This is a genomic window from Delftia sp. ZNC0008 (assembly GCF_000799035.1).
Taxonomy (GTDB): Bacteria; Pseudomonadota; Gammaproteobacteria; order Burkholderiales; family Burkholderiaceae_C; genus Comamonas; species Comamonas tsuruhatensis.
In genome coordinates this window covers 1-616 of record NZ_JTKZ01000303.1, presented here as the reverse complement: position 1 = coordinate 616, position 616 = coordinate 1, and the positions used below count along the sequence as shown (strand labels likewise).

Genomic DNA, 616 nt, shown 5'->3' with positions numbered 1-616 from the left:
CTACGCCTTCACGGTAGCGAATGCGGCCAGTGCCTTTGGTCCCGCCACCAGCGTGACCATCAAGGACCTGGTGCCGGCAGGCATCAGCATCACGGGCGTGCCGACTGGTGCAAACGTGGCCAGTGCGACCTGCACGCCCAATACCTTCCCGTTTGCGGGCAATGGCAGCTCCGTGCTGACGTGTACGGTGAACTTCACGGCGGCAGTGGCAGCGGGTGGCAACACCAGCTTCAACCTGCCGGCAGTGCCGACGGCTGTGGGTTCGAGCACGAACACGGCTTCCTACGATCCGTCGGGTGGCATCAGCCCCGTCAATCCGACAGCCGGTTGCACGACAGACTGCGCTTCCACACCGGTGACTCCAGTCACTCCTGGCACGCCTGCGCTGACGGTTACCAAGGCCAACCCGGGTAGCCTGGCTGTGGGGACTGCGTTCAACTACGCGTTCTCCGTGTCCAATGCCGCCAGTGCCTTCGGTCCCGCCACCAGCGTGACCATCAAGGATCTGGTGCCTGCAGGCATCAGCATCACGGGCGTGCCGACCGGTGCGAACGTGGCCAGTGCGACCTGCACGCCCAATACCTTCCCCTTCGTGGGCAATGGCACGGCGATCCTG

Annotated in this window: 1 protein-coding gene; it reads left to right on the top strand. The window is 64.6% G+C overall.

The window, feature by feature from the left end; all coding sequences use genetic code 11:
- Nucleotides 1–616: hypothetical protein (locus tag L995_RS33785; RefSeq protein WP_197065126.1), on the top strand; the 616-nt coding region annotated here is incomplete at both ends.